The organism is Streptococcus infantis, assembly GCF_047463655.1.
GTDB classification, from domain to species: Bacteria; Bacillota; Bacilli; order Lactobacillales; family Streptococcaceae; genus Streptococcus; species Streptococcus infantis_Z.
The window spans coordinates 1-611 of record NZ_JASHDM010000035.1 but is presented as its reverse complement, the minus strand read 5'-3'; the positions used below and the strand labels follow the sequence as shown (position 1 = coordinate 611).

Annotated in this window: 1 protein-coding gene; it reads left to right on the top strand. The window is 39.0% G+C overall.

The window, feature by feature from the left end; genetic code table 11:
* The coding region (locus QM877_RS10200) for a transposase (protein WP_414318326.1) at nt 1-464 on the top strand (464 nt) is incomplete at its 5' end.
* Between the last annotated feature and the right edge of the window lie 147 nt (nt 465-611).

Below are 611 nucleotides of genomic sequence, written 5' to 3'. Positions count from 1 at the left end.
AGCACAGACAGGTTGTCTTAGACGACATGGTAGCTCTAGCTCAGCCTTTACCAGAGTATGACATCTTACGTTCAATTCCTGGCATCGCAGAAACCACAGCGACATCTATTATTGGCGAATTGGGAGATATTCGTCGCTTTCAGTCTACCAATCAAATCAACGCTTTTATTGGCATTGACCTGAGACACTATGAATCTGGGAACTTTCTCGCCAAGGAACACATTACTAAGCGAGGTAATCCCTATGCCAGAAAAATCTTGTTCAAGTGCATTCATAACATCGCTTCAGCTAGTCATACCAATCCCTGCCATATCGCCGATTTTTATGAGAAACGAAAAAGACAATCGACAATAGCTTCAACCAAGCCACATGCGATTGCCTCTATACATCGTCTCATTCGAACAATGTATTACCTCATTACGCATAACAAACTTTACGATTACTCTTTGACCCAAAATCGATAAGATCATCTATGCCATATTATTATAACATCTTGTTTCAAAAAATACCAGATGAGGTGTTTTTTAGCGTGCCCTTTTATGGATCAATAAGTGGTAAAAATAAGACAGTAACCTCAGAATAGCTACTGTCTTATCTCTTTTTTTACTTAA